The following is a 15,782-nucleotide window of genomic DNA, read 5'->3' on the forward strand; positions in this document are numbered from 1 at the left end:
AAGATTAATGCATCGCTTTTATAACATAGTTAAACCCGTAAAATGAGTATAACATCAGCAAAGTTTAACTACCGCTGGTACAAATGCTTAGTTTAATCGCTGCCCTAAATAATATGAACTAACAAACCTATGCGCAAAATTTTAAATGATCTTTTTTGGGGATTAGCATTTTTTTTGGCTACATCCGTGTCTTTTGCACAAACGGCTCATAATCCAATTATTTACGCAGATGTGCCTGATATTTCAATAATTAGGGTAGGTAATGCTTATTACATGAGCAGTACTACTATGCATATGAGCCCTGGGGTGCCGATAATGAAATCTATGGATTTAGTCAATTGGAAACTTGTTAACTATGCGTATGATATTTTGGATGATACCGATGACCTAAACTTAAATAATGGACAGAGCAGTTATGGACGAGGTTCGTGGGCAAGCAGCCTGCGTTATCATAACGACGTTTACTATGTCTCTACGTTTGCGGGCAATACCGGAAAAACTTATATTTATACCACTCACAATATTGAAAAAGGCCCGTGGAAGGCTATATCCTTTAAACCAAGCCTGCATGACCATTCATTGTTTTTTGACGATGATGGTAAAGTTTATATGATTTATGGAAGCGGGCGTATCATGTTAGTTCAATTAAAGGATGACCTTTCAGGACTAAAACCTGACACAAAGCCACAGGTGTTGATAGAGAATGCGAGCCTGGCTGCCGGGCCGAATTTAGGATTGCCAGCTGAGGGCTCCCAGATGTTCAAAATTAAGGGAAAATATTACCTATTCAATATTTCATGGCCACGTGGTGGAATGCGAAGTGTTCTTATTCACCGTGCAGATCATATTACCGGGCCCTACGAGGGTCGCCTGGCATTACAGGACAAAGGCGTAGCTCAGGGCGGTTTAGTAAATACACCTAATGGCCAGTGGTTTGCATATCTTTTCCGCGATTTTGGTTCAGTAGGCCGGGTGCCTTATATGGTTCCTGTAAATTGGGAGGATGGTTGGCCTGTATTGGGTGTAAATCATCAAGCCCCCGATACTGTAGCTTTACCGGCAAATAGATCATTAATACCAGGTATAATCTCCCCGGATGAATTTAACCGCAGGCGCGGTGAACGCGATTTGCCCCTGGTTTGGCAATGGAACCATAACCCTGTTAATCAATTATGGTCTGTAAGGCAGCGTAAGGGATACCTCAGGCTTACTACGGGGAGGCTTGATACCACTTTAGTTGCAGCAAAAAATATACTCACACAGCGCACGTTTGGGCCCGAATGCTTAGCTATAACGGCTGTTGATGTATCCGGACTTAAAGATGGCGACCACGCAGGCCTTGCATTGTTACAGAAAAAATTTGGATGGGTGGGCGTGAAGGTGATAAACGGCAATAAGTTTATCGTTATGGTAAATGCACAGGGTGCTTCGCCAACAGAGTCGGCAAGTATTCCGTTAACCCAAAACCTGGTGTATTTAAAGGCAGCGTGTGATTTTAAAGACCGCACTGACAAAGCGTATTTTTATTACAGCACCGACGGAAATAATTGGATACCAATTGGCGCCACGCTTCAAATGGCTTATACCATTCCACACTTTATGGGTTACAGGTTTGGCCTTTTTAACTACGCCACCCAAGTTACAGGAGGATATGCCGACTTTGATTATTTCCGGTTAGGCGATAAAAATTCAAGCCCAAATTAAGCCGGTTGTTTATCAGGATAGGTTGTTTTTTATTGTCTTAAAGCCACCGCGTAAAGACTGAAACGGGCTTATAACCAGGATGGTAGTATCCTTTAATAAAAAAATCATGAAAAAGCTTAATACCTCTTTTTTGTTTTTTCTGTGGCAGTAAAAAAAATCAATTTTAAGAACAAAATAATGAATAGTAATAAATTGTAAATGATGAAGGATTTTAGGAAATGCGCAGCGCTAACTGTATCTATCTTATGGTTCAATTGTTTGATGGCACAAAACCCACTTATACAAAACCAGTTCACCGCCGATCCCTCGGCCCGTGTTTTTAACGGCAAGGTATATCTTTATCCCTCACACGATATCCCGGCCACGCCAGGGCATGGCAAACCCGGTTGGTTTTGTATGCAGGATTATCATGTATTTTCATCGCCCAACCTAACCGATTGGACCGATCACGGCGTAATAGTAAGTCAAAATAAAGTGCCCTGGGCCGATTCGACAGCGTATAGCATGTGGGCCCCTGATTGTATTGAGCGGGCAGGAAAATATTATTTTTATTTTCCTGCCACTGCAAAGTCTGGTAACTCCAAAGGGTTTTCAGTTGGCGTTGCAATAGCCGACGAACCTTATGGTCCCTTCGTTCCGCAGCCGTTGCCCATAGCCGGGATTCATGGTATAGATCCGAATGTGCAAATAGATAAAGACGGACAAGCCTATATTTATTGGGCGCAGGGAAACCTGTATGGTGCTAAGCTTAAAGCAAATATGCTTGAACTGGTATCAGAGCCGGTAAAACTTGAAGGCTTTCCAGATAAGGGCTTAAAAGAAGGGCCTTACTTATTTGAACGAAAGGGTATTTACTATATGACCTATCCGCATGTAGCTGATAAAATAGAACGGCTTGAATATGCCATGTCAGATAGCCCTTTAGGGCCTTTTAAATACGCCGGCGTGCTCATGGACGAATCAGCTTCTGGCTGCTGGACAAACCATCAATCGATAATCGAATTTAAAAATCAATGGTACTTATTTTATCATAATGACGACTTATCGCCAAGCTTTGATAAAAACCGGGCGGTACGGGCCGATAGCTTGTTTTTTAATGAAGATGGCACTATTCGCAAGGTTATTCCCACATTACGTGGCGTTGGTGTAACCGCCTCATCAAAAAAAATACAGATAGACAGGTTTAGTGCTAAAAGCGCGGATGGAGTAGAGGTGGGGTTTCTGGACACGATAAACAAATTCAAGGGTTGGAAAATTATTTTCAATAAAACCAATTCGTGGGTGAAATATAATAGTGTGGTTTTTGGCAAAAAAACAACAGGGCACATTAACATAAACGCCTGTTCAGCAACAGGAGGAACTTTATCTATAAGTACTGAAGATAAGCCGGGCAAAATTATAGCAAAACTTGTTATACCAAAAGGAAATAACTGGAGTGTTGTTAAAAAAGCAGTTTTATCGATGCCTGGCGGTGTCAGGAACCTTATAGTACAATTAAAAGGCAGCGGTCATGTAGAAGTTGACTGGATAAGTTTCGAATAAGCCTTATATACCGTAAGTGTCCGATAAAACTATACGGATCTAAAACCGTTGATATAACCTGTGTACACGCCGCTAAAATCAAGTGGCACGAAAAATTATTACAACTGTTCCTCGCTTTTCCCTATGCTTTGTTGCTCAAATGCAAAAGGCACCCGCAGATCTGCCTGGCATAGGGAGGCGTTATTATAATGACATAAAAGCCGCTTTTCTATGCCATCACACTGTTATTTTCCACCTTTCTGTAATCGGATGGAAGCATATTAAACTTCTCTCTAAACGACCGTGAAAAGTAATGAGGTGTTGCAAAACCTGCCTCATAGGCTATTTGTGTAACGGTCAGATCACTCTTCAGAAGTAATATCGCGGCCCGGTCGAGTTTATATGAGCGGATAAATTCAACGGGGGGAAGACCGGTAAGCTCAAATATTTTTGTGTAAAGCGCTCCCCGGCTCATTGCCAAATGTTCGCTGAGATCTACAACAGAAAATTTTGGATTATTTAAGTTGTTGTCTATGTAATTGATCACCTTTTTTAAAAATTTCTCTCCGCTCGACGCCACCTCCATGTCTGCGTGAATAACTTTTAATTGCTTTTTATAGGTGTTTTTAAGCATGGTATTGAGTTGTAAAAGATTTTTGATCTTGACATTTAAAATTTCAAAATTAAAGGGTTTGGTCAAATAATCGTTTGCCCCTGATTCGAGTCCTCTCAGCTGCTCATCTTCGCGTGTGCAGGCGGTAAGCATTATCAATGGGATGTGGCTGGTACGTTTATCGGCTTTTATTTTCCTACTCAGCGTAATGCCATTCATAAATGGCATAGTTATATCGCTAATGATCAAATCAGGGTGGCATGATAAAGCCTTATCCCAACCCTCTACACCATTTGAAGCCTCAACAATTTTATATTGGGTCATTAAACTATCTTTAATATAATAGCGAAACTCATCGTTATCTTCCACAATAAGCAGTACCGGCATGTCTGTAATTGCTTGGGCAATATTTCTTTTTATACGGAGATCTTTTTCTTTAACATCTGTTTTAACCGGCAGCTGAATTTCCAATGACCTATCAGCAAAAACTTCAAGCGGAATTAACACGCTGAAGTCTGAACCTTTTCCTAATTCACTTTCAACAGTAATGCTGCCACCGTGCATTTCAACAAACTCTTTAGTAATTGAAAGACCGATTCCGCTTCCAGGATTTACCTTTGCTATATTAACATCCCCTGCCTGATAAAATCGTTTAAATATTAAATGTTTTCTCTCCGGGTCAATACCAATACCGGTGTCACTTATTTTAAATTCCAACACCGTTTTATCTATGTTGGATGTGGAATGCCTGGTAATATTTACAGAAACACTCCCTCCGGGTAATGTAAATTTGAAAGCGTTGGAGAGCAGGTTAAATAAAATACGCTCCACTTTATCGTGATCAAAACGTACGAACAATTTTTCCTGAGGCGCCTTATAATTAAAAGTGATGCTTCTCGATTCTGACAAATCATGAAAAGAATCTACAACGTCACTTATGAACGAAAATATTTCACCTTCGGTTAGGCTAAGCTTTAATTCTTGCTCTTCTAATTTGCGGAAATCTAAAAGTTGGTTCACCAAATTTAACAGCCGCCGCGCATTTCGTCGTATCACTGCCAATTGGCTTGTGGTTTGCTCGTCCTTGTGTTCTGCTAATAACTTATCTGCAGGTGCCATGATCAGTGAGATTGGTGTGCGGAACTCATGACTCAGGTTGGTAAGAAATTTAATCTTAAGTATATCAAGCTCATGTAGTCGTTCGGCTTCCTTTCTTTCCTGTTCAAGCGCAAGTTTACTTTTTAATTTTTTTATACCCCGATAACGGATGAACAGAAGTGTGCCCACAGCCATCAGGGCATATAGCAAATAGGCGTACCAGGTCATCCATATTGGCGGATGAATCACGATGCGGATTTGTGTACCTAAGTTGTTCCATATGCCATCGTTGTTGCAAGCCCGCACTACAAACAGGTATTCTCCCGGGTCTAAATTGGTATAATACGCTGTCGTAGCCGAACCTACATAATTCCAGCTTTTATTGAACGATTTAAGAATGTAGGCGAATTTGTTCTGCTGGGGAAGCGTAAAATTAATTGCAGAATAACTGATTGAAAAGTTTTCCTTGTAATTCAGGTCAATCTGCTTCGCTACCGAAATATCTTGTTTAAGTGGCGAGTGACTGCCAGACAATATAATGTTATTATTTACTTTAAGAGTGGTTAAAAATACAGGAGGAGCATTGTTGTTACTTTTTACCTCCTGCTGTGGGTCAATATAGTTAAAGCCCTTGGCCCCGCCAAAGAAAAGCAGGCCTTTAGTTGACCGGAGGCCTGATCCGTCGATGAACGCGTCGTTTTGCAGGCCATTGTAGGCGGAATAATGCGTGAACTTTTTTGACGCCGCATTAAGCATACATATTCCTTTATCAGTACTTAACCATATGTTGCCGGTGTAGTCCTCCAGCAGTTTGTGCACTACTCCGTCTGGCAGTTCGTCTGGTGCCGAATAATTAACCAACTTTTTTTGGTGGAGATTAAAGCAATATAACCCATCCCCGGCAGTGCCAATCCACATATTGCCATTATGGTCCTGCAACAGCGAAAATGTGCGATCGATCGCCATTCCGGTATTCTTATTATTATACACCCTGAACTTTTGAGTTGTAGGATTTAAAACAGCTATTCCACTGCCATAGGTGCCAATCCAAATATTTCCCTCATCGTCCTCTTCAATAGCTCTGATATAACCATTAACAGGCAACTGCCTTTCGGCGGCAGAGGCTGGAGTTGATACGTATTTAAAAAAGGTTTTTTTATCAGGATCATACACATTAACTCCGCCGCCATTGGTCCCTATCCATATCCTGCCCTTGCTGTCTTCCTTCAAACAAAAAATTTCGTTGTGATTTATATGCGCATCATCTTTTCCTGCATTTAACTGTTGGTACCTGCCAGTTTTTGTATTGTAAATAAACAGGCCATCCTGAAAAGTGCCGATCCAAAGTTGTTGATTGCGGTCAAGCATCATACTTAATATCGGAAGCCCGGCAGAATTACTTCTTGTTTTAGATTTTATAGCAATATGGCTGAACAAACCGCTCCTGATATGAAAAAGATTCAAGCCTCCGCCATCCGTACCAACAAACAGATCCCCGTCCTTGTTCTCGGCAAACGATGAAACGAAAGGGGCGCTTAGTCCGGCAGGATCATAAGCATTATTTTGCTTTGAATTAAATAAAGTAAGGTTTCTGTCATACTTATCAACTCCTCCCTGGTAAGTGCCAAGCCAATAAATTCCCTGAGGATCATTATAAATGCAGCGGATAGATTTGCTGCTTACGCTGAATTTATCCCTGTCATCATGATTGTAGCGTTTTACCTTTTCGGATACCGGATCTAAAATATTCAAACCGCCTTCGGTGCCTACCCAAATTTTATTACCGTTCGCGGCTATGCTATAAATAAGGTTACCACTAATCGTACTATCATCATTGGGTTTGTATTTAAAAGTTTTAAAAGTTTTTAAATCCGCCGACAAACAGCTTAGTCCATCATTAGTTCCTATCCATAACCTGTGCTGACATTCGGCTATGGTATTTATTCCCTCATTTGGGATACTTGAGGGGGCGTTGTTTTCATGCCGAAAGGCAACGAAGCTGTTTGATCCTTCATCATAAAGATAGAGGCCTTTATCCGTACCAATCCACATTCGCCCTTTGCTATCTCTGAAGATGGATAATATGATACCCGAACGGAGCTGCCCGGGTTTGTGTTCGTCGGCTTTGTAAAATATTTCTTTTTTTGTTTTTGGGTCAAGTACGCACAGGCCTCCTATCATACCAATCCAAAGACGGCCGTGATTATCACCATAGATAGATTTTATATAGCTGTTTGTAAGGGGTCCACCTGCAGAACTCTCCTTGTAGGGTCGAAACTGGTCGTGAGAACGGTCGAGATAATATAAACCGCCCCCCATTGTAGCTACCCAAAACTGCCCTGCTTCATCCTCATACATGCTGGTCACTTCTTTGGAGCGATAACCTGATTTGTCTGCCGGATCAAAGCGATATGGCTTATGTTCCATACCGTCAAATCTGTCCAGCCCATCGGCCGTTGCAAACCATAAAAATCCGTAACGGTCCTTTATGATCGCATTAATCGTATTTGAGAGCAAACCGTCGTGAGATGTCATTACAGTAAATCGGATGGCCTGCCCGCTACATGGGATAGTGATACTGAATGATACCGTTAATATAATTAAAAATAACCGGTTAACCGTAGCTCGCTTAAGTGATAATGGAAGATTTAACATATCAGTTGCCATTGCTTTTTAAAAATTGTACAGACATCCGGCTTTATTGGCAGATGAGTGTACTGATAAATACATTTTCGAAAAATGAGGTTTATAACGGTGCGAATTCAAGCATTTAGTAAAATCGCACAACGTAAATCTAAGCTATAAATTAATAAAAAACAATCGATTGCGTAATAATAACGTTACCAACCGAATGTTTTACTATAGGCTGTTAGGTATATCGGATGATGACAGTGATCGTTCACCCGATAATGGGGCCAATTATTTTATCGCAAAGGGAGAGGGCAACCTTAATTATAATTGATATAAGCCGGTGATATAACGATTATTTGCTGTATTGGAGAAGGATAGCTTAAATTATTAATTGATTTACGATATATAACATTGTTTGCCTAACCAAGACATCTGTTGTGCCATAAGCCCCTAATTTCAACCAAAGTGTTGATTTATTCAACATTTGTGGCACGTCAAGTTCTATTTTCAAAATACTTTTGGTCAAAGTTTAATGAACAATTTTTGGGATATACAGCTGTGGAAGACACAAATAAAATACAACTAAGTCGGCTTCCACGTGGCGGCTTGGCCAAATAATGTAGAAAGAATATAAACGAATAAGTGAAATTTCTGAAAAGCTAACATTTAAACATCATGAACCAATTCAGCCGGCTTACGGGTCTTATAACCATATTCACACTTTCCGCATTGTTTGTAAGCGGCCAGGGGAAAATACAAGATTCCTCCTTGTTTTATCAGGCAGCTAACACCTACGTGAACCCAGTGTTACCTGGCGACCACCCGGACCCCACCTTACTTAAAGTGGGAGATGATTTTTATCACTGCGGATCTTCCTTTCATTTTAATCCCTATCTGCCCATTTATCACTCAAAAGATCTTGTTCATTGGGAGGTAATAAGCAGGGTGCTCCCATCATCAAAAGCGGCCTGGGTTAATGACCGGCCTTCAACCGGTATCTGGCAGGGTGCCATCACCTATTTTTACGGTTCTTACTGGATATATTTCTCGGCCGGAGGGCAGTGGTTTTGTAAGGCAAGTTCCCCTAAGGGGCCGTGGTCTGCTCCTGTACAGGTAAAGGCTGATCCTGAAACAGGTAATCTTGGTTATGACAACTCAATTTTTGTGGATGACGACGGAAAGCCTTACATGGTAATAAAAAACGGTCAAAAAGTTAATCGTTTGCAAGCCTTGGGTAAAGATGGGCAATTGACAGATCATGTGATTAATCTTGACTGGGTAAACGCAAGGCTACAATATAGCTGGGCAGAAGGCCCGGTAATATGTAAACGCAACGGCTATTATTATTACCTGCCGGCCGGTGATGTTACAGGCGGGCAATATGTTTTAAGAGGAAAAGAATTGACCGGCGATTCGACAAAATGGGAAAGGCTGGGTAATTTTTTTAAACCGATTACCGATGATAAGGCAGGTTTCCGCCGCCCTAACCACATTTCGGCCCCTGTTCAATTAGCCGATGGCACCTGGTGGACTATCGGACAGAGCTACGAGAAGTACGATGGCGACGATTGGTCAGGTGCCGGACGCCAAACCGCTCTTTATCCCGTAACATGGGAGGGCGACAGGCCGTGGGGCATGGCGCCAACCGCCTCACCTATCCGAAATCCGAACCTGCCACAGTCGGGTATTTCATGGACAAGTGTGAAAACAGATTATTTTGACAGCAGTGAATTAAGCCTGAATTGGCATTTCCTTACCAAGAAAGCCTCAGCCTCTTATTCACTTACCGCCCGGAGGGGGTGGATAAGGCTTACGCCCGATTCTGCCCGGACCCACCTTGTTCAGAAAGAAACGGATCACTATTATTCCGCAGTGACAAAGGTTGACCTGCGTGCAACCAATGACAGCGTTAAGGCTGGTATTTATCTTACTAACGGAAACCAGGCGGTGGTGGTGAGGCTTTACAGCGGTTACAACAATGGGAAGAAAATTGTTTTTACAATGGATACCACGACTCGGAGCGCGCCAAATATCTTCGGAAACATCATTTGGCTGAAACTGGAAAGAAACGGCCATGAGCTAACCGGATATTATAGCGGCGACGGAAAAGCCTGGATTTCTTTAGGCAGGCCAATTAACGCAGTTAAACTTGATGAAGCCCAACCAAATTTTAATTCATGGGTAGGGACAAGCGTTGGTTTATTTGCAGAGGGCAAGCCGGCTGACTTTGATTGTTTTATTTGTAAGGATGGCTCCTCCTTATTGCCTGCAGCAGGATATAGTAATTACTATGGAATAGCAACTATAAATAAGGGAAAGTATAAAACGGTAACCAATACATCCTTGTATGGCGGATGGTTTATGATATCTGGTGTGGAAACCGGAAGTCAGCCGCCATCTTCAGTCCAGGTAGTTGCTTCCTCAAAAGGTAAAGGCAAGCTTCAAATTTGGCTTGATGATCTTCAGAACGGTAAATTGATAGCCACAATACCGCTAAACGCTACTGGCAGCGGTAATTATAAAACATTCAGCGGGCGGCTTAAAAATGTTACCGGACAACATGACGTTTTTGTGCGGTACCCTGCTGGCGTTCCACAAGCCATCTTTATTAAAAGCATCAGGTTTCCTGGTAAGTAAGGTGGCTTTTAGTTAGTAACCCATTAGAAAAATAGTAAGACATAATCTTTATTAAACCACAATATGAGTATGAAAAAAATAGTGTTATTGTATGTAATAGTTGCTTTGCTGCCTGCTTTGGCAAATAGTCAAAGTCAGAAAGCTTTAAAAAAAATGCCGGTTAAAGGGGCTTTCGCTTCCGGCATTTATCCTGATCTTTTTCATGAAGCGGGATATAGTAAAGGTGATATAAATATTAAGGTCGCGAAAGCTTACCATGATGTGTTTGAAGGCCCCAACAAGGTTTACTTCGAGGTGGGCGATTCAATGGCATATGTGTCTGATGTAAAAAACCACGACGCCAGGACAGAGGGCCTTTCATATGGTATGATGATCGCTGTGCAGCTTAATAAAAAAGATGTTTTTGACCGGATATGGCGGTGGTCAAAAAAATATCTTCAACACCAGGACGGGCCAAGAAAAGGATATTTTGCCTGGAGCATTAATCCTCAAACAATGAAGCATAATTCGGAAGGTTCTGCATCTGACGGAGAATTATACTATATCACAGACCTTCTTTTTGCCTCTAACAGGTGGGGAAATAATACAGGCATTAATTATTATGACGAGGCCAGGATAATACTGGATGCTATGTGGAAAAAAGATGGTACAGGGAATGTTCATCCTTTAATAAACATTGCGGCGAAGCAAATTTCCTTTGTGCCCGAAGGCACCGGGTATGAATGGACAGATCCATCCTATGATTTACCTGCGTTTTACGAGGTATGGGCACTTTATGCAAAAGACGGCCATGAACAATTTTACCGGGACTGTGCAGATACCGCAAGAGTGTTTTTACACAGGGCCTGTGACCCCGTTACAGCACTTAATCCTGACAATACCCATTTTAATGGTAAGGCACTCGAAGGGAGCCGGTTGCCGCCGGCTTTTCGTTTCGACTCCTGGCGCGTGCCAATGAATATCGCAATGGATTATGTGTGGTTTGGCAAGGACAAAAAGTGGCAGCAAAATTATGCGAAGCGTCTTCAAAATTTTTTACGATCAAAGGGAATAAATGATTTTGAGGATCAGTTTAATACAGATGGATCCACGCCTGCCTTTATTCTACCCGCAGGAGGAGTTAGGAAGTTAAGGCATTCATTGGGATTGGTGGCCACCTCTGCGGCGGCCTCGCTCATGATTACAGATAATAAAAAATTCGATTTTGTGCGGCCTCTTTGGAACGCTAAGCTCGAGCCTTATGCAGATGGATATTTCGATCCATATTATGACGGCTTGTTATATTTATTCAGCCTGATGCACCTAAGCGGCAAATACCAGCTTATACAACCACAAACCAATTGACAATTTATTTATCTATAAACAATATGAACAGATTAAAATATTTTAAGCATTTTTTTTTTACGGCATGCGCCGTTCTTTTGTTTAACCTGCAGGTTTATTCACAAGATATAGTTAACCAGGCACGAGTGGGTTTTGATGTGTTTCGTGCCGATATTATGCATGGCAAAATTGATACCATCACTTATCAATCAAAAACCGTGGGGAATACCCGCCGCGCGCTTATTTATACGCCTCCAGGATATTCTAAAAGCAAAAAATATCCCGTGTTGTATCTTTTGCATGGTATTGGTGGCGACGAAAAAGAATGGTATAACGGCGGCAGCCCCCAGGTTATATTGGATAACCTTTACGCACAAGGTAAAATTGTACCCATGATAGTAGTGTTGCCGAACGGCAGGGCTATAAAGGACGACCGCGCTACCGGAAATATTATGGCACCCGATAAGGTGCAGGGCTTTGCTGTTTTTGAAAAAGATTTGCTGAACGATCTGATACCATTTATTGATAGTAAATACCGCGTATATACTGATAAGGACCACAGGGCAGTGGCCGGCCTTTCAATGGGAGGTGGGCAATCATTAAATTTCGGCCTGGGAAACCTTGACGTGTTTTCATGGGTTGGTAGTTTCTCCGCGGCACCCAATACTAAAAAGCCCGAAGAATTGGTTCCCAACCCCGATGCGGCAAAAAGTAAACTAAAATTACTTTGGATATCATGCGGATCAAGCGACGGCTTAATTGCATTCAGCAAACGTACTCACGATTACCTGGCAGAAAAAAACGTGCCGCATGTGTACTATATAGAACCGGGTGTTCATAACTTTAAGGTTTGGAAAAACGGCTTATATATGTTTTCACAACTGATTTTTAAGCCAGTAAATGTTTCAACTTTCCCCCAATATTCTTATAACGAAGTGGGCATACCAGCGCCCACTAATATTCCGGGGGTAAAGTTCCCGCAAATATTTCCAGACAATACTGTTTTTTTTCGTGTAAAGGCACCGGAGGCGAAGAGTGTTCAGATTGACTTATTGAAAAAATACCCGATGACTAAAGACACCGGGGGGTATTGGACGGTAACTACCGACCCCATTGTATTAGGGTTCCATTACTATTCTTTAATAATTGATGGCGTATCCGTTGTCGACCCTGCCAGTCAAACTTTTTACGGTATGGGGCGAATGGCAAGTGGTATTGATATTCCTGATCCGGAGGGTGATTTTTATACTACTAAGGATGTGCCTCACGGCGAGGTGCGTTCAGTAAACTATTACTCAAACATAACAAAGGCGTGGAGGCGGGCAAACGTATACACGCCCCCCGGTTATGATATACAAACCGAAAAGAGATATCCGGTACTTTACTTACAACATGGTTCGGGCGAAGACGAAACCGGCTGGCCTACACAAGGGAAAATGAATTTTATATTGGATAACCTGATTGCCGGGAAACAGGCCACCCCTATGATAGTTGTTATGGACAGGGGGTATGCCACAGATCCAACACAGCCGGTAACCAGCACGCCCCGGGGAATGAGTATGGCAGGCAATGTTTTTCCGGATGTGCTCGTAAAGGAAATTATCCCGATGGTTGATGCAAAATTCAGAACGCTTGCTGATCGCGATCACCGTGCTATGGCAGGGCTTTCAATGGGTGGATTTCAAACCTTCCAAACTACCATGACCAACCTTGACAAGTTTGCCTATGTGGGAGGTTTTAGCGGTGCGGGCTTCATGCAGCCTGGAACCGATATAACTAAAATGTACAATGGCGTATTTGCCGATGCAAATGCCTTTAACCAAAAGGTTAAAGTGCTTTATTTAAGTGTTGGTACTACCGAACCGGAAAGAATGCAAACCACCGTAAAAGGATTTCATGAGGCGCTTGAAAAGGCAGGCATTAAGCAGGTGTTTTACGAATCGCCGGGCACTGCGCACGAATGGCAATCCTGGAGACGCTCCTTAAACCAGTTTGCAAGCCTGATATTCAAAAATTGAGTTCAAACATGAAAATGAAGCTTAGATTAATGGCAGTGACATGCCTCACCTTGCTGAGTCTGAAAAGTTATTCGCAAGACAAGAATTTTTACATATTTATCTGCTTTGGCCAATCAAATATGGAGGGTAATGCAAGAGTTGAAGCCGAGGATACTACCGCTGTTGATAGCAGGTTCCGGATGTTGCAGGCTGTTGATTGTGCAGACAGAGGCCGGATAAAAGATAATTGGTATACGTCTGTACCGCCATTGGCGAGGTGTAAAACGGGCTTAACCCCGGCAGATTATTTCGGCCGGACTTTGGTGGCTAACCTGCCTGAAAAAATAAGGGTCGGTATAATAAATGTCTCTGTCGCCGGTGCCAAAATCGAAGTTTTTGAAAAGGATAGTTATCAATCATATCTTGCAACGGCCCCCGGCTGGATGAAAGGTATAGTTGCTGAATATGGTGGGAATCCATACGCAAGGTTGATAGAACTCGCCAGATTAGCTCAAAATTCAGGTATAATTAAAGGTATTTTGTTACACCAGGGAGAATCGAATCCTAACGATACGCTATGGACAAGAAAAGTAAAGGGAATTTATGATAATTTGATCAGGGATTTAAACCTGAAGCCTAAAAAAGTGCCTTTACTTGCAGGCGAGTTAGTAAATGCTGACCAGGGAGGTGCTTGCGCTATGATGAACAAAATTATCGCAACATTACCTCAAACAGTTGCTAATTCATACGTTATTTCTTCAGCTGGTTGCACCTGCTCCTCCGATCATCTGCATTTTACTGCCGAGGGGTACAGGTTATTAGGAAAACGATATGGCGGGACGATGCTTTCCTTGTTGGGTTACAAGCTTAAAGAAACCATTAAACTTTAACCAGTTAAAGATGAACAAGCTTAGCGATGTACACGCAGTTAACATTTTCAATAAAAACATTAATGATCTATGAATTTTTCAACTGTCAATAAAAAAACTGATCGGGGCATCCTGCTCCCGGCAATTGCCTTTATTATTTTATCGTTTGTTCAATGTACACCAAAACATAAGGTGGTTTCATCATTTAAGGCAAGTACTATAGCCGGTCATCCGGATAAGGGTTTAAAAGATTATTATAAAAACTATTTCCCAATTGGTGTAGCGGTTAGTATGGCTTCCTTGCATGGCCCTGATTCTGCATTAATTGTCAAAGAATTTAACAGTATAACGCCCGAGAATGATATGAAGATGGGGCCGATACATCCGTCAGAAAATATTTATAATTGGGAAAATGCAGACAAAATTGTTGATTTTGCAGTGAGCCATCATATTAAAATACGCGGGCACAACTTATGCTGGCACAATCAGGAAGCTGCGTGGATGTTTAAGGGGCCAAATGGGGGAGCGGTTACCAAAGAATTGTTGTTACAGCGTTTGAAGGATCATATTTTTGCTGTAGCAGGAAGGTATAGGGGGAAAATTTATGCCTGGGATGTGGTTAACGAGGCTGTTGATGACAGCGATGATACCACGCAGATATATCGTAAAAGCAACTGGTACAACATATGCAATGGCCCCGACTTTATAGCTGCCGCCTTTAGATATGCGCATGAAGCCGATCCGCAGGCCAAGCTATACTACAATGATTATAACAGTGAACATCCGGTAAAGAGAGAAAAGATATATAAATTGTTAAAAAAATTGATTGAGGAACACGTGCCAATTGATGGGGTGGGCATGCAGGCGCATTGGAAGTTGAATGACCCATCGCCCGACGAATTGCGTAAGGCTTTGGATGAAGTAACTTCGTTAGGTTTAAAGGTACAATTTACCGAATTGGATATTACTATACGCGTACCACAACCAACACCTGCGCCCGGGACAACGCCCCAGGCGGCCACAATGCCACCAGCAACTGACGCGGGTTATACGCCAGAATTGGAAGCCAGACAAATAGCGCAATACAAAATGGCGTTCGATATTTTCCGGCAATATAAAAAGTTTATAACAGGTGTTACCTTCTGGAATGTATCTGACAGATACAGCTGGTTGGACGGGAGAGGTGGGGGATTAATGGGCGGAGCGGCCGCAGGCTTAAATACGCCCCGCGTGATTAAAAAAGCGTATCCTTTATTGTTTGACGAAAACCGGCAACGCAAAAATGCCTACTGGTCTGTAGTGAATTTTTAGTCGTAGCGTTACTGAACAACGTAATCAGGCGCCCTCCTGCACTTGTGAACCTGATTTCATTGTTTACTGCCAAAAACT

The 15,782-nt window shown here is 42.2% G+C and carries 8 protein-coding genes; 7 read left to right on the forward strand and 1 reads right to left on the reverse strand.

Features of this window, described 5'->3' with window-relative positions:
• Window positions 1-129 precede the first annotated feature (129 nt).
• Both M2273_RS19730 and M2273_RS19735 read left to right on the forward strand, forming a co-directional pair.
• Window positions 130-1,704, forward strand: a complete 1,575-nt coding sequence (locus tag M2273_RS19730; protein ID WP_429399482.1) for a glycoside hydrolase family 43 protein — start codon at window positions 130-132, stop codon at window positions 1,702-1,704.
• Window positions 1,705-1,902: 198 nt separating this feature from the next.
• Window positions 1,903-3,246 carry a family 43 glycosylhydrolase gene (locus M2273_RS19735; protein WP_429399483.1) on the forward strand — a complete coding sequence of 448 codons (1,344 nt, stop codon included), beginning with the start codon at window positions 1,903-1,905 and terminating at the stop codon, window positions 3,244-3,246.
• A 208-nt stretch (window positions 3,247-3,454) separates the two neighbouring features.
• Here M2273_RS19735 and M2273_RS19740 read toward each other — a convergent pair whose 3' ends face one another.
• A complete protein-coding gene (locus M2273_RS19740; RefSeq protein ID WP_429399484.1) occupies window positions 3,455-7,603 on the reverse strand; it encodes a hybrid sensor histidine kinase/response regulator transcription factor in 4,149 nt (1,382 codons plus the stop codon).
• 639 nt (window positions 7,604-8,242) lie between these two features.
• Between M2273_RS19740 and M2273_RS19745 the strand changes: the two genes are divergently transcribed.
• From M2273_RS19745 to M2273_RS19765, 5 genes are all read left to right on the forward strand, one after another.
• Window positions 8,243-10,204: a family 43 glycosylhydrolase gene (locus tag M2273_RS19745; protein WP_429399485.1), complete on the forward strand. Its 1,962-nt coding sequence runs from the start codon at window positions 8,243-8,245 to the stop codon at window positions 10,202-10,204.
• 69 nt (window positions 10,205-10,273) lie between these two features.
• On the forward strand, window positions 10,274-11,548 hold the full coding sequence (locus tag M2273_RS19750) for a glycosyl hydrolase family 8 (protein WP_429399486.1): 1,275 nt from the start codon (window positions 10,274-10,276) through the stop codon (window positions 11,546-11,548).
• Between the two features lie 23 nt (window positions 11,549-11,571).
• A complete protein-coding gene (locus tag M2273_RS19755; RefSeq protein WP_429399487.1) occupies window positions 11,572-13,545 on the forward strand; it encodes an alpha/beta hydrolase-fold protein in 1,974 nt (657 codons plus the stop codon).
• A 14-nt stretch (window positions 13,546-13,559) separates the two neighbouring features.
• Window positions 13,560-14,414, forward strand: coding sequence for a sialate O-acetylesterase (locus tag M2273_RS19760; RefSeq protein WP_429399488.1), 855 nt, complete (start codon window positions 13,560-13,562; stop codon window positions 14,412-14,414).
• 69 nt (window positions 14,415-14,483) lie between these two features.
• Window positions 14,484-15,704: an endo-1,4-beta-xylanase gene (locus M2273_RS19765; protein WP_429399489.1), complete on the forward strand. Its 1,221-nt coding sequence runs from the start codon at window positions 14,484-14,486 to the stop codon at window positions 15,702-15,704.
• Window positions 15,705-15,782 lie beyond the last annotated feature (78 nt).

This window comes from Mucilaginibacter lappiensis (assembly GCF_050433765.1).
Taxonomy (GTDB): domain Bacteria; phylum Bacteroidota; class Bacteroidia; order Sphingobacteriales; family Sphingobacteriaceae; genus Mucilaginibacter; species Mucilaginibacter lappiensis_A.